Source organism: Tengunoibacter tsumagoiensis (assembly GCF_003967535.1).
Classification (GTDB): Bacteria; Chloroflexota; Ktedonobacteria; order Ktedonobacterales; family Ktedonobacteraceae; genus Tengunoibacter; species Tengunoibacter tsumagoiensis.
On record NZ_BIFR01000001.1, the window covers coordinates 866,860 to 885,234 of the forward strand.

14 protein-coding genes are annotated in these 18,375 nt (G+C 50.0%); 4 read left to right on the forward strand and 10 right to left on the reverse strand.

The annotated features are described in order from the left end of the window. Window positions 1-9: 9 nt before the first annotated feature. The 5 genes from EL628_RS03355 to EL628_RS03375 all read right to left on the reverse strand — a co-directional run bounded on the left by EL628_RS03355 (window position 10) and on the right by EL628_RS03375 (window position 5,191). Window positions 10-972: a pentapeptide repeat-containing protein gene (locus EL628_RS03355; RefSeq protein WP_161975244.1), complete on the reverse strand. Its 963-nt coding sequence runs from the start codon at window positions 970-972 to the stop codon at window positions 10-12. A gap of 19 nt (window positions 973-991) precedes the next feature. Then, a complete protein-coding gene (locus tag EL628_RS03360) occupies window positions 992-1,954 on the reverse strand; it encodes a pentapeptide repeat-containing protein (RefSeq protein WP_161975245.1) in 963 nt (320 codons plus the stop codon). A 19-nt stretch (window positions 1,955-1,973) separates the two neighbouring features. Then, window positions 1,974-2,936, reverse strand: coding sequence for a pentapeptide repeat-containing protein (locus EL628_RS03365; RefSeq protein ID WP_126578381.1), 963 nt, complete (start codon window positions 2,934-2,936; stop codon window positions 1,974-1,976). A gap of 63 nt (window positions 2,937-2,999) precedes the next feature. Then, entirely contained in the window at window positions 3,000-4,736 is a 1,737-nt protein-coding gene (locus tag EL628_RS03370; RefSeq protein ID WP_126578382.1) for a hypothetical protein, read from the reverse strand. An 83-nt stretch (window positions 4,737-4,819) separates the two neighbouring features. Continuing rightward, a complete protein-coding gene (locus EL628_RS03375; RefSeq protein WP_126578383.1) occupies window positions 4,820-5,191 on the reverse strand; it encodes a hypothetical protein in 372 nt (123 codons plus the stop codon). Window positions 5,192-5,665: 474 nt separating this feature from the next. On the opposite strand from EL628_RS03375, the gene EL628_RS03380 reads away from it, so the two are divergent. Continuing rightward, a complete protein-coding gene (locus EL628_RS03380) occupies window positions 5,666-6,592 on the forward strand; it encodes an EamA family transporter (RefSeq protein WP_126578384.1) in 927 nt (308 codons plus the stop codon). Window positions 6,593-6,790: 198 nt separating this feature from the next. Further along, the gene (gene ubiG / locus EL628_RS03385) at window positions 6,791-7,519 is read left to right on the forward strand and encodes a bifunctional 2-polyprenyl-6-hydroxyphenol methylase/3-demethylubiquinol 3-O-methyltransferase UbiG (protein WP_161975246.1); all 729 of its coding nucleotides are present in this window, start codon (window positions 6,791-6,793) and stop codon (window positions 7,517-7,519) included. A 13-nt stretch (window positions 7,520-7,532) separates the two neighbouring features. On the opposite strand, the gene EL628_RS03390 is transcribed toward ubiG, so the two are convergent. Continuing rightward, window positions 7,533-8,120 (reverse strand): helix-turn-helix domain-containing protein, encoded by a 588-nt coding sequence (locus EL628_RS03390; RefSeq protein ID WP_126578386.1) that lies wholly within the window; start codon window positions 8,118-8,120, stop codon window positions 7,533-7,535. 31 nt (window positions 8,121-8,151) lie between these two features. Continuing rightward, window positions 8,152-8,898 carry an RNA polymerase sigma factor gene (locus EL628_RS03395; RefSeq protein ID WP_161975247.1) on the reverse strand — a complete coding sequence of 249 codons (747 nt, stop codon included), beginning with the start codon at window positions 8,896-8,898 and terminating at the stop codon, window positions 8,152-8,154. 253 nt (window positions 8,899-9,151) lie between these two features. On the opposite strand from EL628_RS03395, the gene EL628_RS03400 reads away from it, so the two are divergent. Then, window positions 9,152-10,489, forward strand: a complete 1,338-nt coding sequence (locus tag EL628_RS03400; RefSeq protein WP_126578388.1) for an ArnT family glycosyltransferase — start codon at window positions 9,152-9,154, stop codon at window positions 10,487-10,489. Window positions 10,490-10,687: 198 nt separating this feature from the next. Beyond that, a complete protein-coding gene (locus EL628_RS03405) occupies window positions 10,688-11,182 on the forward strand; it encodes a toll/interleukin-1 receptor domain-containing protein (protein WP_126578389.1) in 495 nt (164 codons plus the stop codon). Between the two features lie 21 nt (window positions 11,183-11,203). On the opposite strand, the gene EL628_RS03410 is transcribed toward EL628_RS03405, so the two are convergent. From EL628_RS03410 to EL628_RS03420, 3 genes are read right to left on the reverse strand one after another with little or no spacing between them, the layout of a single operon-like run. After that, complete coding sequence (locus EL628_RS03410; RefSeq protein WP_126578390.1) at window positions 11,204-12,601, reverse strand: TIGR02679 family protein; 1,398 nt, start codon at window positions 12,599-12,601, stop codon at window positions 11,204-11,206. Between the two features lie 3 nt (window positions 12,602-12,604). After that, entirely contained in the window at window positions 12,605-16,945 is a 4,341-nt protein-coding gene (locus tag EL628_RS03415) for an SbcC/MukB-like Walker B domain-containing protein (protein ID WP_126578391.1), read from the reverse strand. Window positions 16,946-16,984: 39 nt separating this feature from the next. After that, entirely contained in the window at window positions 16,985-18,367 is a 1,383-nt protein-coding gene (locus EL628_RS03420) for a TIGR02678 family protein (protein WP_126578392.1), read from the reverse strand. Window positions 18,368-18,375 lie beyond the last annotated feature (8 nt).

Consider the following 18,375-nt stretch of genomic DNA (forward strand, 5'->3'; position numbering starts at 1 on the left):
CCTTCTCCTTTAGAGGTAATAAGCGAGCAAGCGCATAGCATCAGGATAGAGGTCATCGAAAAGTGTATCAATATCGTCTGAAGAAAGCATGCCTTCCAAAGCCTCAGCCAGTTCATTATCCCAACGATGATGGTGATCTTGAAGGAGCTTTACTCGTTGTTCTTTTAACAAAGGGAGTGCCACATCAAAGCGATGATCGGGATTATAAATAGGATCTTGAATAATGGCACTCAAAGCATCAAAGCAGGCCAGATTATAGGCATCAAGTTCCTCCTCTTCAGTACCAAGAATGGCTCCCGCCTGTTCCGCATAGGAACGGAAGTCCTGGGACATGCTTGACCCTCGCAGAATGGTTCCTTCCAGGCGGGTCTGATCATCGAAGAGGACTCCTCCGAGCGAAGAATCGGTGAGATTGGCTCTTCGTAGATCAGCCCCGCGAAAATCGGTTCCGGCACACAGGGTGAAGCGCATATCAGCCTCTACAAAGCTGGCCCCCTGACAGGGAACTTCGCTGAAGTCGGCTTTGGCTAAACGTGCCTGAAAAAAGGTGGCCCCTCTGAGATCGGCACGCCAGAAGCGGACGCCTTGCAGCATGGCTTTGCGAAAGGAGGCGCGGCGGAAGTCGCTGCCAAAGATACTATGAATGGTATGCATCTCATCAAAAATGGCGCCCTGGAGATTGCAGACGACAATATTTGCGACATCCTGGAGGTACTCAAAATGAGCACCTGGTAAGGAGAGATGTTTCAAGATAAAGCCATCGCCACGGTTTGTGACTTCGCTGGGCAGATTGAGTCCACGCAGATCGAGTGCAGGTGCCACCTCTTCACGAAAAGGGAGGGTGGTGGTGATCTTCTGAAGGTCTTCTTGCGAGGCCGGGCGCCTTTCAAAGCGCTGACGAAAGTTTTCAGCGATCTGTATGCCTTCCGGTGTCTGCCAGCGAGCCTGTAATTGGTCGCGTGTAGCTACCATTGGATAATCACCTTCTCCTTTAGAGGTAATAAGCGAGCAAGCGCATAGCATCAGCATACAGTTCGTTCCCAAGGGTATTGATATCTTCTGGCGAGAGCACCCCTTCTAAGGAAGCAACAAGCTCATTATCCCAGGGATAATGATGATCCTGGACAAGCTTGACGCGCAACTCTGTGAGCAGAGGCAGCACGACATCAAAGCGATGATCAGGATTATAAATAGGATCTCGAATAATGGCACTCAAAGCATCAAAGCAAGCAAGTTCGTAGGCATTAAGTTCCTCCTCTTCAGTACCAAGAATGGCTCCCGCTTTTTCCGCATAAGAACGGAAGTCCTGGGACATGCGTGACCCTCGCAGAATGGTTCCTTCCAGGCGGGTCTGATCATCGAAGAGGACTCCTCCGAGCGAAGAATCGGTGAGATTGGCTCGACTGAGATCAGTCCCCCGAAAATCGGTTCCTGCGCACAGGGTGAAGCGCATATCAGCCTCGACAAAGCTGGCCCCCTGACAGGGAACCTCACTGAAGTCAGCTTTAGCCAAACGTGCCTGAAAAAAGGTGGCCTCTCTGAGATCGGCATGCCAGAAGCGGACGCCCTGCAGCATGGCTTTGCGAAAGGAGGCGCGGCGAAAGTCGCTGCCAAAGATGCTATGAATGGTATGCATCTCATCGAAAATGGCGCCCTGGAGATTGCAGACCACAATATTTGCGACATCCTGGAGGTACTCAAAATGAGCACCTGGTAAGGAGAGATGTTTCAAGATAAAGCCATCGCCACGGTTTGTGACTTCGCTGGGCAGATTGAGTCCGCGAAGATCGAGTGCAGGTGCCACCTCTTCGCGAAAAGGGAGGGTGGTGGTGATCTTCTGAAGGTCTTCTTGCGAGGCCGGGTGCCTTTCAAAGCGCTGACGAAAGTTTTCAGCGATGTGGATGCCTTCCGGTGTCTTCCAGCGAGCCTGTAATTGTTCGCGTGTAGCTACCATTGCATGATCACCTTCTCCTTTAGAGGTAATAAGCGAGCAAGCGCATAGCATCCGGATAAATACTTTCAAATATCTCATCAATAGTTTCTTTTGAGACAACATTTTCTAAAACTTCGCCTAATTCATAGTACCAGGCATCACTATCACCTTGAGCCAATTTCTGCCGATAGGCAAGCATATAAGGAAGTGCAGCATCCAGATGTCCATCAGGATTGTACTCTTTCTCTTGCATGGCTTTAATGAGTGCATCAGCACAGGCCAGGGTATATTCATCTCTGTTTGCATCTTCCGCACTGAGAATGGCTCCAGCTTTCTCGGCATAAGATCGTAATTCAGGTTCTATACTGGCTGCTCGCAGGATTGTTCCTTCTAAAAGTGTTTTCTCATCGAAGAGGACCCCTCCTAATGAGGACTCTGTGAGATTGGCTCTTCGTAGATCAGCCCCCCGAAAATCGGTTCCCGCACACAGAGTAAAGCGCATATCAGCCTCCACAAAGCTGGCCCCCTGACAGGGAACTTCACTGAAGTCGGCTTTGGCTAAACGCGCCTGAAAAAAGGTGGCCCCTCTGAGATCGGCACGCCAGAAACGGACGCCTTGCAGCATGGCTTTGCGAAAGGAGGCGCGGCGGAAGTCGCTGCCAAAGATGCTATGAATGGTATGCATCTCATCAAAAATGGCGCCCTGGAGATCGCAGACCACAATATTTGCGACATCCTGGAGGTACTCAAAATGAGCACCTGGTAAGGAGAGATGTTTCAAGATAAAGCCATCGCCACGGCTTGTGACTTCGCTGGGCAGATTGAGTCCGCGCAGATCGAGTGCAGGTGCCACCTCTTTGCTAAAGGGGAGGGTCGTGGTGATCTTCTGAAGTTCGTCTTGTGAGACCGGGTGCCTTTCAAAGAGCTGACGAAAGTTTTCAGCGATGTGGATGCCTTCCGGTGTCTTCCAGCGAGCCTGTAATTGTTCGCGTGTTGCTACCATTTTTTTACTCACTTTGCTCGTCGTTTATCACTTCATCTACATACTATTATAAATTAGCTTCGACTAAGGATTTTGTGCGGCGATCTCCCCTCCTTGAAATGGCCCATTGTGTATCAAAACTATGTTTGGATTATAATCGTTATCGTATTTTGCTTTTGAATTTCTTTGATCGTATGTAGTGTAATCGAAAGACGTATAAGATCCGTCTTTTTGTTTAAATCTGATGTCCGGCCTCAGGCCTGCTCCTGTATCAAGGAAAAGATTTTCCTTTTCTACATAATATTTACCATACCAGTTAGAAGAACGCACAGAGACTTTGACTAATTCCTGAACTGCTGTGCCAAATTGCCCTTGGTAACCCTTTGGTAGAAATTTACTTGTTAGCGGATCATTAGGATTATACTTATTAATAGAGTTTTTTTTGAGTGATGTTAGTTCAAGAAAGGATTGTACTGCTCCTGGTAATTGGTAAAAATTAGGGATTGTTCTATAATTGAATGTATTATCATTCAATATCTGGTTCATCCAGCCTCTAATCTGGTCAGCGGCCTGGGCTTCGAAGCCGTAGGTTTCGGCGGTAAGAAAATCTACACTCGGGTTGGAAAGGGGTCGGCCTTTGCGATAGATGATGTTGCCAGGACCGTTGCCTGTATTCTGAGAGGCCTTTTGTAGCCAGAAGATATCCTCTTCAATCTGCTCCTTTGGAATTCCTTGCATGACAAAGAAGAGCAGATAGCCTGGCGGTAATTTTAGATCGCGTAGATTAAGTTTCAGCCAGGCAAGATCATATATTTTACTATCGACTTGATTAGGAGGAAAGTTGTCAATAATATATTGGATCTCTAATAATGTAGGGCCATTAGGGACGTCCTTATATTTTTGGTAGTATTTATCGGCTAACTTCTGTTTGTTGGGTGGCAGATTAGGGTCTGGCACTCCAATTTTGAGCATGGTGAGGTGGGTCTGGTCGGCATTGAGCGAGCGTTTAATTTTGCCGATATCGCCGGGCAACTGCGATTCTGAGTTCTGGAGCAGGATATTGCTATGCAGATCGTTCATATGCTGAGCCCACTGTATCACCGTCCAGCCCAGGCTCTCAATATGCCAATCCAGGCTTAGCTGCTGGATGACATCGGTGACAATATTCACAACAAGGATGACGGCGGCAAATGGAGCGAGAAACGCTGCCACAGCTTCCCAGAAGCCCGATTGAGGTGTTGGTGTCTGCACCTGGCTCGGTGGTGCATACATCTGTGAGTGGGATGTATTGGAGGAGATAGAGAAATCACCTCGAAAGATCTGTCCCAGACTCCAGGGACCAACCTGCATGTTATCAGGAATGCTTCCAGGCCCCTTCGTGAACAGATCGGACCAGAAACTGACGATACGGTTGACAAAAACATTGGAGGTATTGCAACCTTTAATCGCATCAATGTGTGTTTCGGCATCATGAATACTTGCGCTGGTAATCTGCTCCAACTGAGTCATATATTTGGAGACATTGTTTTTAGTGGTATAGTCGTTAAGTTTGGCTTCCTGCGTAAAATAGCTTCCAATCAGATCGGCAACGGCAGAGGAGGCCTCACCTTGAAATTGGCTGCCAGGACCAAAGAGCTTCCCGATGGAGGTCTGTATAGATTGCACACAATCATCGTGAATAGCATCTAGATCCTCAATCTGTGTCTTGGGAAGGAGCTTGAGTGGTGCAACAAAATCTTCTTCAGCAATCTTTCTACGCGTCTGTGCATCATTAAATATATCTTCAAGCACGCTATAAGCATCTTCAATAGGGTTGCCCATGGCAGTGGAGATCCTTTCCTGAGCGATGTCCTCATATTTAGAGCATGAAGCTGTACGGTGACCTGAGCAGTCTTCTCGATTGCTTATTCCGTCTTGTACGTATTGGCAACCTGTGTGTCCGTCGCCTCCACTTCGTTGGCCATATCTAGCAGGGCATTAGCAAATTTTTCCAGCCAATCGTAGCTATCAGTCAGGCGCTTTTCATGTGGATTAAGCACATCTTGCATATGAGTCTGTACATTGTCGTTCCACATAAGCGAAGGCGAGACGCCAAGTGGTTTATAAGTTGGTGCGCATGCAGTCATATATTGTTGAATAATGCTCCAACTGGAACCATGTTTGGTGCGAGCATTTTTGACTGTCGTTAGAATCTCATTGGCAACTTCACGGATAGTTGTTAGAGGATAGGATATAACATCCGTTGAGTCTATATCAGTATCTTTCACACGAACCATAGCGTTTTCCTTCTCTGTAAATATACATGCCTGCCAGGCCTCTATCTTTATACAGATATACAGATTTGCCACAAGTGAGCTCATTCTTCAGAATGAGCTCTTGCTGAATGATGATAGCCTGCCTTATTATTCATTAAATTCAATAGAAGATATGTTTTATAATAGCATATAGATCTATAAAAGTGCAAATCAGCTCAATCTGTAATTGGAGGTAACATTGCAGTTAATGATTGGCTGTGCTAAATGTTGAACTATTTTTCCTGGAAGATTGTGAGTGGCTATTTCATTGATGTAGGGAGAGAGATTATAAATGAGGGCTGAAGCTGTATAGTTGAAGTTTCTGATCTAGACAAAGTCTTCTTCGTGCTCCAAACTGGGAAGTAATCAAGTCTTGCTCTATGTTACTATTATAGACTGAGCAATTATCTTATTTTCACTCTGTTTTTCACTCTGTTAAAGAACACCGAGGAACGCATGGATCAACCGACATCTATTCATCCACAAGCATCCGTTTCCCCTGAGACGCAGATCCCAACCACAACAAAAGTGACAACATCTCGTTTCGTGCCTCCGCAACTGCTGGCGATTCTGGCCATGTTTTCAGTTCAGCTAGGGGCAGCCTTTGCCGAAAAACTTTTTTCGAGTATTGGATCAGAGGGCGCAACTTTTCTGCGCCTGGTCTTTGGAGCAAGCATCCTGCTGCTCTTCTGGCGTCCACGGTTAAGAGGTCATTCGCGAGCTGATTACCTGATTGTCGTTCTCTTTGGTGTTTCAGTGGCCATCATGAATGGACTCTTTTATGCCTCAATTGCACGTTTGCCGTTAGGAATAGCGGTCACGGTAGAATTTGTGGGTCCGCTGGGGGTAGCACTCTTTGCCTCCCGACGCTGGACCGATCTCGTCTGGACCTTATTTGCTGTGGTTGGGGTTCTTCTATTGGCCCCTATTCAAGGCTCGAAGCTTGATCCACTGGGTCTTCTGTTTGCGCTTCTGGCCGGTGCAGGTTGGGCCGCTTACATTCTTTTAAATGTCAGATTGGGAAAAAAATTTCAGGGTGGAGTGGGTCTGTCTCTTAGTCTGGGAATTGCCGCACTGGTCTTTGCTCCCTTTGGTATCACTTCACTGGGAGCTGTCTGGCAGCATCCCTATCTTCTTCTGCTGGGTCTGCTGGTGGCTATCCTTTCCACCGTCATCCCATTCTCTCTGGAGCTAGAGACCCTGCGTCGTTTGCCTGCCAACGTCTTTGGTATTTTGATGAGCCTGGAACCAGTTGTCGCAGCACTTACCGGCGTCATCGTCCTGCATGAAGCTGTAAGCCTGCACGATATGCTGGCTATGGCCCTCATCGTCGTCGCCTCGGCTGGCGTCTCCTTTACCGATCGCAAGAAGCTTAGCGCTTAAGATACGTAGAATGCACTTTATGAACGTATATTCATAGCAATCTGTTTAATCTGTACAAGCTGTAACACACATAATACATAATCTGTGGTATGATTATCGTACGTGGTAGTGGTCAGTGTGTGGGGGGAGAGGAAGAGCTTATGGCGATCAAAGTGGAGCAGTCAATGATAGCAGCCCTGTGGTAGAGGAGGTGTGGAGGTGACGACGGAGAGTTGGTTTTCACGGCAGGAGGCGATCTTTGCTGATTATGGCTGGTGGGATCGGCATAATCTGCTCTACCTGATAACGGAGCAGCGCTGCAACTATATTGTCTCGCGTATTGAACGGATCTTTGGTGAGGGAGCACTCAGCCAGCAGGAAATTCTAGAGGTTGGCTGTGGTGGTGGGCTGTTAAGCGAGGGGCTGGCGCGTCGTGGAGCATGCATGTGGGGATTGGACCCGAATGAGCGGGCGCTGGAACAGGGGCGTCACCATGCACAAACGCAGGGCCTGGGTGGAAATATATTCTTTCAGGCTGGCAGTGCAGAGGCGCTACCTTATGCGGCTGGCAGCTTCTCAGTGATTATCTGCCTGGATGTTCTGGAGCATGTACGCGATCTCAATCAGACCATACGAGAGATTGCTCGTGTCCTGGCCCCTGGCGGGCTCTTTATATTTGATACGATCAATCGGACCTGGCTGGCACAGATCGCACTGATCTGGATTGGAGAGCGCTTCTTCCAGAAGAGTGGACTTGTGCCAGGCCTCCATCACTATCGGTCCTTTATCAGACCTGTCGAATTGCAGACAGTGCTGAGACAGAATGAGCTTGTCAGTGGCGAAATGCTAGGTTTTATGCCTCGACGTGACCAGGGTCGGTGGACGCTGGGCACCGGCTGGTTCAAAGGTGTCTCTTACGTTGGCTATGCTACACGGGCCTGTGATTGAAAGAAAAGAAACGCTAAGACCAGAAATCTTTGTCCTCCTCAGACATTGAACTGCGCAGGATAGCTTCCTGGAAGCTCTGCTTCTGGGGACCTTGCTGATCGTGCAGGGCGGCATCTCGCGTCTGACGGCGATTGTAAGAGAGCGCGGGCTGGCTGTTGTCCAGTAGACTGCCGAACTGGTCCACGCTAATCTGGAAGAAGTGGGCCAACCGATCAAGCTGTCGCTGTTGCAGACTCAGGAGCTCGATAGCGCCGGTCTCAAACTTATTCCAGACATCGACGCTCAGGCGTAACCCTCGGGCGACATCGACCTTACTCAGTCGCAGGCTTTTACGGAGCTCGGCCAGCGTAGAGATCTCAGCCTGAGCTTCAAAGACGCGGCTCAGAGATCTTTTGAGAGCGCGCTCAGTGATTGGTAATATCTCAGCCTCTAGTGCAATCTGTTCATCGCCGCCGGTTGCATAATAGGCACCGATAAAACTTGTTAATTCATCCTGTTCATCTGGGTTCTCCTGGAGGAGGCGCAGTATGGCCTGTTGATCGCCACGTTCGTGGGCAGCGAGCCAGGCCATTTTCAAACGCTGCAATTCAGGGGTATTCATGTCATTTCGCCTTTCTTGTACCTCTTAATGCTTATTGATGCTGGACAGTAGAAAGAAACGGAAGCGATTCTTCCCTCTGAATACATTCGCGCAGATAGCTTCGTGCGCGCTCATAGCGAAGGCGAACCGTGCGCTCTGTCCGTTTACAGACCACTGCAATATCGTCCCATTTCATTCCTTGAATGGCTCGCAAAATCATAATTCTGCGATCCAGGGGATCACTGAGATAGGTTAGAATACGTTGACTCTCGTCTTCGGCATGCAGTTCGGCAATCTGATCATGAGGGTCGGCCACATCGGCCAGCGGTGCACTGTCATCATCGGCAGGAGCGGCGTGTAGCGACTCCACCAGAGAACGTGGCACATGCTGTGGACGACCCGAAGGTCGGCCTTCCTCATCGCGACGATAGAACAGGCCTTCCTGACGAAGAACCCGATTGAATTCGTCGGCGCACAGACAGCGCAAATAATGAATAAAATTTTGCGTCATAAATACTTCGCCTGGATTCTGTGCCTCGCGCAACAGGTGCTCGCTCATATTAGCGATGGCCTCTTCACGCAGCTCGGGCCGATGACGCAGACCCTGGGTATGGCGCTGAAATGCCGGTACACAGCGATACAACAACACCTCGCAGAGACGACGCACACCCTCTATCTTACCCTGCGCTCTCAGCGCTCGAATCGTCTTAATCAGCTCAATCTCACTAATTTCGTAGCGCCCTTCAGCTGTTCGACGCCGCAACCGCTCATCGAGCGTAGGATCACTTAGATCGATCATACAATCCCCCAAAAGTAGTACATTAGATCCGGTGGTTTCGCTCTCGTGTCTCCTGTACATCTATTCCATTGGTCGCGAAAAAAGCGGAAATGGTCTTTGTTTTCATCTCACATAAGGATAACAGAAATCAGAACGGCTGCAAAGATAGATGTGTGATATTGCTAACATAGAAGGTATGTTAGAATAGATGAGCCTCCATTCTATAGAGAGTTGTTTAGAGAGTTGTTTTTAAACGTAAGATTGAGAAAAGTATATGCAGCGTTACAGAACATTCTGGCCCATTCTATCCGTCTTTGTCGTATCTCTTATTGTGCGTATCACCTATAATTTGACCGCCGCTAACGGCTACTTTCCCAAATATGATGCACGTTTGTATGAGATTATTGCTAACAGTCTGATCGGGCCACAACACTGTTTCTGCCTGTTCTCCCGTATTCCTACAACCAGCCGAGCTCCTCTCTGGCCGTGGATCATTGCTGCCATCTATAGTGTGATGGGGCCAGAGAATATCTATCCGCGTCTGTTTTTATGTGTGCTGGGTTCGGGTACGTGTGTGCTGATCTATCTTCTGGCCAGAGAGCTCTTTAGCCCCCGCATTGCCCTTGTGACAGGGCTGCTTGCCGCTGTCTATGTAGGAATGTTCTTATACGATGGCTGGCTCTTCAGTGAATCGCTCTATACATTTCTTTCAACTGCTCTGGTCTATGCTCTCTTTCGCTTGCAACGATGTCTGATCTCATCGGCAAAGATATCCGGTAGCAAGTGGTCTGTATTCTCAGAGCTGAGGCGATGGCAGCTTGTCTGTGGTGCGTTAGTGGGGCTGGCCTCTCTGACACGACCCAATGGGCCTGTCTTGTATGGGATTTTGCTGATCTGGGGAGGAATTTTGCTGGTCTGCAGGTTGAGCTCCTGGCAGATTATGCTGCGTTCGCTTCTGATCATCATATGCGTCAGTCTGGTCTTTATTCTGCCGTGGACCTATCGGAACTACTATTCAGCTCATGAGAGTACGCTGGTGGCAACGGGCATGGGTGAGGTACTGGCCGGAGCCTATAATGATACTGTTGTGGTGGGCAATCCAGAGACCGGTCCGGGCTATTGGGTCTCACGCGATAAAGTCGTGCCGGCTCTGCCAGAAGCACAGAAGAAGCCACACCATGATTCGTATGGCTATACCGCCGAGAATGAGAAACAGGATGTTGCACTGGCAATACATTGGATGCGCACTCATGTGAGCGAGCTACCCGCTTTGATTGGCTGGCACTTTATTCATATGTGGCAGCCCTATACATTGGAGCCTGGACTACCCATCAAAGAGTTTCCAGATCGATTGGCCTCGCAGATCGTCTGGTATCTGCTCTACATCATGTCGATTCCCGTCTTTTTACTGGCCTTTGCTGGTCTGATTGCTACTCTGCGTTCACGCTGGGTGCTGCTCCTCCCAATCTATCTGATGCTTGGCTCAACGATTGCAGTCAATCTCGCCCTCTATGCCAATATGCGTTTCAGGGCTCCGATTGAGCCTTTGCTGGTCTTATTGGTTGGTGGTCTGCTCTGGCGCTGTTCTCAGATGAGAAAAGCCTCCACTTGATCTATCCCTGTCGGGAAGATTTGCCTGGCGACGGGAGGTCTGTTTTATCTAACACTCTGGAGAAAATGCTGCTGTGCTTCTGTTTGCCTGTATGGGCCTACGGGAAAAAATTGCCATGAATACCGTAAAGTGCTATATTCTACACTATATAATTGATGAATGTCTATTCTATACCTGATTATGAGGTAAGGCTATATTATGTCTCATTCTCCTGAGGCTCAGAGACCTGGAGTGAAAGTTTTCTACTCATACTCCCATAAAGATGAAGATCTTCGCGAAGAATTACAGACACATCTTGCACTGATGCGTCGTCAGCAGATTATTGCTGAGTGGCATGATCGAGCCCTGCTGGCTGGCGATACCTGGCCCGATGAGATTGACGAACATCTGGAGACTGCTGATGTCATTCTTTTATTGATCAGTGCCAATTTTATCGCTTCCGAGTATTGTTATGGAAAAGAGATGAAGCGGGCTCTGGAGCGACGTGAAGCTGGTGAGGCGCTCGTGATTCCGATCTATTTAAAATCCACGGATATGAAAGGGGCGCCCTTTGCCTCTATTCAAGGTGTACCGCGCGATCAGATCCCTGTTGTGAGTAGCCGATGGCATCACCGCGATGAGGCCTGGCTTCACGTCACAAAAGCGCTCAGAGCCGCTATTACAAACTGGCAAGAGAAGAAACAAACATCATAGATTGACTTCGCTTTGGCGCGGCTACAGATCGCTGAATAGCCATGCCGTAAGCCCTTCTTGATAGGCCTTCTGTCCCTGTTGTTGTATGGCTTCGTTAAGGTTTGCAAATGGTAGTGGGAGCTGCTCAATTGCCGCCAGTTCTTCTTCTGTCATCGGTTGGCTGCGCTCATGCAGTGCGTGCTGATAGCTGGCCTCATCAAAGTGCCAGAGCTGGAGATGGTGAGGATAGCGTTCAAGAAAATATGTGGCGATGCGCAGGCCCTGCACATCAAAGTCGCCACTATAATACAGGGTAAGTTCTGGCTGTGTCTCTATCAACAGGCTGAGCAGGCGCATGGTAGCACTACTGGGCCAGCCCGCAGTACAGATAAGCGTTGGATGTTCTGCTAATGGGCGCCCGGTCTTATGCAGGTGATCTACCAGATCCTCAAATACGGGCGGATTTTCAAGTAAATAGACCTTTCTCCCACAGGCAAAAACTTTTGTCCACTCGATAATCTGGCGCAGAGGCAGCAGTAGAATATCTTCACTCGCAGACGAGACAATGGCATCAGGTTGTCCATTGGCTCGTTCAGCACCAGCCAGATGATAGATAGCAACATTGGAGGAGATTGTATCCAGTAAAAGTCCGGCTTCATAATAGACGAGCAGGCGTTCAGGTTCAGGGAGAGGCTCATCGGTTTTTGTATAAGAGAGATCCAGGCTGCTAACCTCGTCATCTTCAGCCTCTTTGAGCAGTGGCTCCTGTCGTAGATCGATCAATGCTTGATAGAAGAGCCGTCCAGAAGGTATATTGATATCAAAAAAATGGGGATCGCCACTGATCTGACGCGCAAAGAGCGCCAGACGCTGATAATGCACAGGTGCTTCTGTGGGTAACTGATTGAGCGCTTGCGCTATCAACACAACGGTCTCGAGTAGTTCGCTCTGTTCTGCTGGCGAGGCATTTTTATACCGTCGCAAAAGGAAAGAGATGCCATGTTTGCCGGTACCAAGCCAGATTGCAGCATGGGAAGCAGGTGGCTGAGCATGAAGGATACTCTGGAGTGCCTGTATGAACGTAGCTTGCTGTTGAAATTGTCTGGCTCGCTGCTGTGGTCTGGTCAGTAGCGAGCGATCAGGAAAGCTGGCCTGGAGCAGTGCGGGGAGCTCGCAAGCGAAGCTACTTGCCAGCAGGGCTTTTTGGAAATCTACCAGTCTGATGAGAACATCATCTTCCCTGGAGAGCGGCTGGCCGAGAAAGCTTGCAATCTCCAACCGCTCTTCATAGCTACAGTCCTTAAGATGGATCTGACCTCCCACGCGACCGAAGGAGATATATTTGTGATAGATGGCCTCCAGGAGGCGCGCTCGAGCTGGAGCTTGAAAAAACTCTACCGCCTGTTTGAGCCGGGCTGCGTCTTTACTGCTTTCTGACATCACTTATTGTTTCTCCGTTAGAAGCATATTCTGATCGGTGCTCCAGAAAGAGGGGAAGCCAGTTGCTAGCTCAGTCCCTTTCTGATGCAGCATGACATAGCGAACCGAGGCTGGAATTTCAGTTCCTTCACCTGAGACGCGGGGCCCGCTCATGATCCATTGAAAGTGCTGCGAAGCCAGGAACTTCAGTAAGCGCTGCGTATTATTCAGACTGACCTTGTCGAAAGCCTCATCCAGTGCAATCAAACGTGGAGCCCCTTTGCCTGCGCTTTCATAGAGGGCCGAGAGGGCTGCAAAGAAAGGCACATATAAGGCGATATACTGCTCGGCTCCACTGCGCTGTTTAAAGAAGCGTTCAGTGAGATGCTGCCGTGAACCATCGGGGCGCGAGACATAGACCTCAAAGCGGAACCAGTCGCGATAGTCGAAGATCTGTGCCAGCGCTTCAGTAAAGGGCAGAGCGTTGGTACTCTGCTGGTTTGCTCGTAGCGAGACAATCTCTTGTCGGAAGGCATTCACCAGGGCCTCAACCTCATCTTCTTTAAGGGACTGAGCAGGACGCCGCAGGAGATGATAAAACTGGGCCAGTTGTCCACCTGCCTGTACTTGATCGGGTTCTTTTAAGACCCAGTTCAGACGATAGTGTTCTTCGACAAAAGCAGTATGGCTCAGGACAGTATTCATCCTGGAGACCCAGGACTCGGCATCCACGATATGCTTACGAATGGTATCAGCCATCTCTTTTAAAAGAAAGTGTTGGAAGAGGGTCCGTTCGCGCTCATCGAGAAGCTTCTCTTGCTGGGAGATCTCTTCGGCCAGCCGTGTCAGGAGCTCGAAAGGGGTGGCATTCTCGGCATTGAGGAAACGGACTGTCCCCTGCGGATCAACGCTAATACCATAGTCATGAAGCAGATTGCTGACATCGCTAAAGATCACAAAGAGCTGATTATAGGCCGTGTTCCGTTCTCTATCCAGTGTTAATTTGCTTGCCAGGTAGGCTTCCTCAGCGGGTTGTAAGGGCTCATCCAGCAGACTCTGTGCGGCTTCAAGGTTGGCCTGTTGGTGCATGCGCTGTCGCAAGGCATAAAATTGCTCGACAGGATAAGATTCCAGAAAAGTCAGGAGCATTGTGTAAGCTTTCTGACAGACCTGCTGAACATGTGTGAGCCGCTCCTGTGCTTGCGTAAAGGCCTCGCGAGTTGCCTCCAGCACCGTCTCGGATTTTCCTCGAGCTGTATGAGCTTCCTGTAGCTCGCCGGGTAGGCTTTTCAACCGCTCCTGAAGATCGCGCAATTGCTCAAAGAGGCTCTCAACATTCTCTCCTTCCAGTTCCGTCAGGATCTCTCGTAAGGTTGCCAGTTCAGCCTGGGCCTGTTCGGCCTCTTGCTCAACTCTGCGTTGCGCCTGAGCAGTGCGGAACTCGGCAGCCCTTGCCTGATCTAGCAGACGGGTAGCTTTCTGGAAGCCCTGCCAGCTCCGTAAGAGATTCTGAAGATAGCCCTGGATCGTCTGTCCTTCTCTGGCGAGAAGATTGGTCTGATCATAGGCCTGATCGATGCGAGCGGCGTCATTCAGGAAGAGATCATCGCCATTGGCCTCTTTGTGCAGATGGATGCGTAATTGCTGAATCTGCAAGCGAATCTGTTGCGTCTCATTACGAGCATTCTGGTAGCGGCTCTGGGCCTGTTCTAGAATTGTTAAGCTCGCCTGAACAGAGAGAGAGCCAGCCTCAAACTGGCTCTCTTTCATGACAGTATGCAGTGCACTCTGTAAACTTAAGAGCTCCTGACGTTGTTGCTCATTTGTTTCGATCTGGGTAATGAGTTGTTGAAGTTCGGTTGTCAGTGTTTCGAGCTGCTGCTGAAGGGCTGCTAACTGGACCTGCTGCTCGCGTTGCCGATTGGCCTTTCCAATGTAGCGGACAGTACCAGATCCTTGTTGGCCTCTTAGCAGACCATGCTGCCACTGTACACTTCCTTCAGAATACAGCGTCTGCTCTACGACTGCTATTGTCTGCTGAAGCGTCTCTTCCCAGATGGGATAGCGTTCGCCTAACTGTTCAATCAATGCGGGATCGCAGCGGAGCCAGCGCGTTGAAAGGTGTTGCGAGTGATTGGAGAGCTGAAGTCGGCAATCAGCCAACCCTTCGTGTGTGAGGAAAGCATCAACGGTTGCCTGTTCAGAAGGGAGAACGACCAGAGCGTCCAGAAGACCGGCATCCGCAAGCGTCTGCTCGATGCCTCCTGCGACCTGGCTATCAAGCTCGGGCGTAAAATCGAGCAGCATATAGAGTGGAAGAGCCTGAATGCCCTGTTGAGCCAGCCGTTCACGAGCCACTATTCGATGTGGCAAGCGATATGGCAGAGCCTCGGGCTGCTGCAAGATGCGCTCATACTGTTCCTGAGCTAAGGCTAGCTCATGCTGCTTTCCTCCTTGCTTGCGACTGAGCTCTTTTGAGCGCTGCTGCATCTGTGTAATAGTGATGCGTGTCAGTTCTAACGCCTGTTGCAGCCGGGCCGTGTACTCTGAGAGCAACTGCTCGAGCAATGTAGCCGTCTCACGAGGTGAGTGCGTTTCGTTATAAAACTGAATGGCCTGTTCGTGTAGCTGCGTAAAGTAGCCAGGTGGCAGGAAATCAGACTGTTCGAGCAATTGATCTAAGCGATCGGCGAGATTCTGCTGTGCACTATATGTCTCTTCACGGGCCTGTTCAAACTGTCGGGTCTGCTCATCTACCTCATCGTAGAGCTTTCGCTCCTGTTGTTGGGCCATCTGTAGATGATTGGAGGCCTGTTGAAGCTCCTGGTGGAGTTGACGCAGAGTGCGTAACCAGGTGAGCCGACTGGCGATAGTCGAGCTCATTAGAGCGGGAAGCGTGACAGAGAGTTGAGGGGTAGTCTGCTCGAGAGCGATCTGCTGAACCTGTGCGACGATCGTAGCGATCTGGTTGGCAGCAATCTCCCAGTGTGCCTCATGTTCTGCGCGTCGCTGCATCGTTTCCAGCAGTTGCGTAGCTTGTGAGCGAGCCTGAAAGAAATCTTGTTGCTGTTGTTCGACATCCCGGGCATTCTCTTCACGGTGGGCGATGGCATCGGAGAGAATCTGCTGCTGCTCCTCCAGGGCTCGGCGGAGCTCTGCGACTCTGGCACTGACCTGATTGAGGCGTTGGACCGCTTGCAATCCTTCGCTCCCCTCTAATGCTGAGATCCGACCGGTCACCTGAGCCTGTTCGCGCTCGAGCTCAACAATACGGCTCTCCATTCGGGCCATCTCATTCTCTGAGCGTGTAATCATCCGTTTATGGCGTAGCACTTCATTATGGAGCTCGTTCTCGCGCTGTTGCTCATGAATATATTCACCAGCTGCCAGTCGTACCTGAGCAATGGTCAACGATTGCTGTGCTGCATGAAGTTGCTCGACAGCATCATATGCCTTCTTCCTTCGCGCAATCTCATCCTGTAACGTATCCATCAGCTCCAGGGTAGTTGCGGCCTGTTGTAAGAGATCATCAGGGATCTGTGGGAGTGATTGATCCAGAAACTCGCGCACCTTCTCCAGAGAGATCGCGCTATTGAGATTGGGCTGGCGCAGATAGAGGAGCTGCTTAATTAAGCGTTTGAAATCATTCACATTGGCAAAATTGAAGAGATAGTGCGAGACCTTCTGCTCATATTCGCGGGCCGTGTCGCAGACAATACCATGTTCGGCCACTGTCTTTTTAAATGACTTAAAATCCTGGGCCTTGCGACCATCGCGGTGCTCCTGGAAGGTGGGGAGATCGTATTCGAGACGTGAGCCATCAGTAATCAGGAAGCGGAAGGCATTAACGGGATGCACATTATTCCGATTGCCAGAGAAGACCAGGCCAATGGTGAGAAACCGCGCACGTTCGTAATCGCCCTGCTCCCAATAGGCGCGTAGCTCTGAAGCGAAGGGAGGCTCATCGGGATTGCACCATTCAAATTCTAGCGCAACATAGCTGGTGCGTTGATCGCGGACAAACGGAGTGGCTGAATCATTGCTGCCAACAATATAGTAATCGATCCGCTTCTCACGTTTGCCAAAGGTATCGATCCGTTCAGGACGATAATCTCCATCCAGTGCCAGTGGAAGAGCGGCCATCAGCACCGTTGATTTTCCGGATGCATTTTCACCAGCTAGAAAGAGGCGCCCATGAGGTATCTCAAACTCCTGATGTTCATATAACCAGAAATTTGTTAGAATCACGCGCCGCAGACGATAGCCAACTGGCCCCCCATCAACGGTCTGGAGCCGGTCGGCCAGCTGGCGTACAACCTCCTCGGAACCCTCATCCAATAGTGGTGCTTGTAAACGATTAACCATTCCGACCTCTTCTCTCCTTCAAGTCAATGTATCAGCAGGCTAGCGATTATTCCATTCAAAGATTAATTGTGATTTACTGGTAGGTTTGCGTACGCTTTTCGAGCGAGGCCGTGGCCGCTCCGCTGGTTCTTGATCATAATTGGCGCTATAGCGAGCAGCCGTAGGAAGTATCAGTAGCTCATCATTTGCCAGGGGGCCGCGTAAAAGACCAAACTGGCGCATGCGCTGATAGATCTCATCCAGTAGTTCGCTGGCCTTAAGCGCCTGAAGCGTCGTGCCCCAATTCATGCCATGGCGTTGACGGAGCTCAGTGAACAGAGGGGCGATATCCAGACTGGTTACACGAATACACCCATAACTGTCTGGTTGCCAGTGACCCTCTTCTACTTGTTGTCGAAAGGCCCCACAGAGCAAGAGAATAATATGATTGTAGCCGCTACTGAGCACGATATCGGGCCCTGAGCCCACTGAGAGACTGCCTCCTCGTACAATACAGGCATAATCATTATTGAGTTCCAGCAGCCAGCCAAATGATTCTGCCAGTTCATCGCTGATCAGCTCGGAGTCATGTTGTAGAGCTGCAAAGGCTTCGGGATCATCCAGTCGCAGCAGCATAGGCCCCAGGAGAAGACTGCGCCAGGCGCGGGTCAGAGGTGGAATGGGGTCGGCCAGCGCTGGAATATTCCAGGATGTAGACTGATTGCTCTGTCCACTTGCCAATGCAGAGCTGACTGCATCGATCTGGCGTTGATTGAGCGACTCAACTAAAGAGTGAGTTAAGACGGTAAACTCATAGAGTACTTCATTGTCTTGCTGGTAGCCTACCTCAACCCATTTAGAGGTCTCACCTTCCAGTGTATGAATACCGCCAAGTCTGCTTAGATAATCGAGCGCGCGTGACATACTATAGCGATCATACTGATTGCGGAAATCGAGTGCGTTTCCACCGGTTAAACCTGTCTGCTCCTGTAACTCTTGAATGAGCTGTGAGAGGAGAAACTGTTGATTGCGCCCACCCCCGGCCAGGAAGCGCTTCTCAGCGAACCAGAGCAGCCACGTAAAGCAAGCAAAATCGCGGGCTTTCCGCAGCTTCTCATCGGTGTAGAGTGGGACCAGCATATGGGTGTGGCGCTCTAACCTGAAGAACGAGCTTCCCCGCTGAACGCGCCAACCAGTATGCTGCTTGTGCCACTCCTCAAGCTCTGCAACATGCATACGAAGGAGCCGATACAACTCGGGATGAGCCTGTGCTGAGATCAACTCATTATCCATCAGAGCGGTCTGAGCTTGCAGAAGATTCGCTGTAGACGAGCGGTGAGCGGACGAGGCGCTCCGCTCATTTTTTCGTTCGGTCGTCGTCTGTTCTATAGCTTGTTCGGAGACTATTTGTTCAGTCTCATCCGACCAGATATCTTCTTCCATCACGATCC

Excerpts from the sequence above, each read along its gene's own strand:
- EL628_RS03355 (WP_161975244.1), bottom strand. The coding sequence starts at position 972 with ATGGTAGCTACACGCGACCAATTACAGGCTCGCTGGCAGACACCGGAA.
- EL628_RS03360 (WP_161975245.1), bottom strand. The coding sequence starts at position 1,954 with ATGGTAGCTACACGCGAACAATTACAGGCTCGCTGGAAGACACCGGAA.
- EL628_RS03365 (WP_126578381.1), bottom strand. The coding sequence starts at position 2,936 with ATGGTAGCAACACGCGAACAATTACAGGCTCGCTGGAAGACACCGGAA.
- EL628_RS03370 (WP_126578382.1), bottom strand. The coding sequence starts at position 4,736 with ATGGGCAACCCTATTGAAGATGCTTATAGCGTGCTTGAAGATATATTT.
- EL628_RS03375 (WP_126578383.1), bottom strand. The coding sequence starts at position 5,191 with ATGGTTCGTGTGAAAGATACTGATATAGACTCAACGGATGTTATATCC.
- EL628_RS03380 (WP_126578384.1), top strand. The coding sequence starts at position 5,666 with ATGGATCAACCGACATCTATTCATCCACAAGCATCCGTTTCCCCTGAG.
- EL628_RS03390 (WP_126578386.1), bottom strand. The coding sequence starts at position 8,120 with ATGAATACCCCTGAATTGCAGCGTTTGAAAATGGCCTGGCTCGCTGCC.
- EL628_RS03395 (WP_161975247.1), bottom strand. The coding sequence starts at position 8,898 with ATGATCGATCTAAGTGATCCTACGCTCGATGAGCGGTTGCGGCGTCGA.
- EL628_RS03400 (WP_126578388.1), top strand. The coding sequence starts at position 9,152 with ATGCAGCGTTACAGAACATTCTGGCCCATTCTATCCGTCTTTGTCGTA.
- EL628_RS03405 (WP_126578389.1), top strand. The coding sequence starts at position 10,688 with ATGTCTCATTCTCCTGAGGCTCAGAGACCTGGAGTGAAAGTTTTCTAC.
- EL628_RS03410 (WP_126578390.1), bottom strand. The coding sequence starts at position 12,601 with ATGTCAGAAAGCAGTAAAGACGCAGCCCGGCTCAAACAGGCGGTAGAG.
- EL628_RS03415 (WP_126578391.1), bottom strand. The coding sequence starts at position 16,945 with ATGGTTAATCGTTTACAAGCACCACTATTGGATGAGGGTTCCGAGGAG.
- EL628_RS03420 (WP_126578392.1), bottom strand. The coding sequence starts at position 18,367 with ATGGAAGAAGATATCTGGTCGGATGAGACTGAACAAATAGTCTCCGAA.